Genomic DNA, 294 nt, shown 5'->3' with positions numbered 1-294 from the left:
AAAGAAATCGGCGTGCTTCTCCAGTACCACGACATCGATCCCGGCGCGGCCCAGCAGATATCCGAGCATCATTCCGGCCGGTCCGCCGCCGACAATGCAGCAACGTACTTTCATCGCTCGCTCCTGTCGCCGATTTGTCGGCGAGGCAAGTCAATCACGTTGTTCCGGACCGGCAAAGCCAAATGCGGTGCGAAAACCGCTCCGCAGAAAATCCAATTTGCTGAACAGGCGCAATGCGCCGCGAGAACGCCGACACGCATTCACCTGTCATCGCCCGGCTCGACCGGGCGACCC

Annotated in this window: 1 protein-coding gene; it reads right to left on the bottom strand. The window is 60.5% G+C overall.

The window, feature by feature from the left end; all coding sequences use genetic code 11:
• Window positions 1-114: FAD-dependent monooxygenase (locus KJQ96_RS39040; protein WP_213291225.1), on the bottom strand; the 114-nt coding region annotated here is incomplete at its 3' end.
• Between the last annotated feature and the right edge of the window lie 180 nt (window positions 115-294).

Origin of the sequence: Bradyrhizobium sp. sGM-13 (assembly GCF_018398875.1) — a bacterium.
Lineage (GTDB): Bacteria > Pseudomonadota > Alphaproteobacteria > Rhizobiales > Xanthobacteraceae > Bradyrhizobium.
The sequence above is the reverse complement of the archived record's forward strand: the minus strand, read 5'-3'. Positions and strand labels throughout refer to the sequence as shown.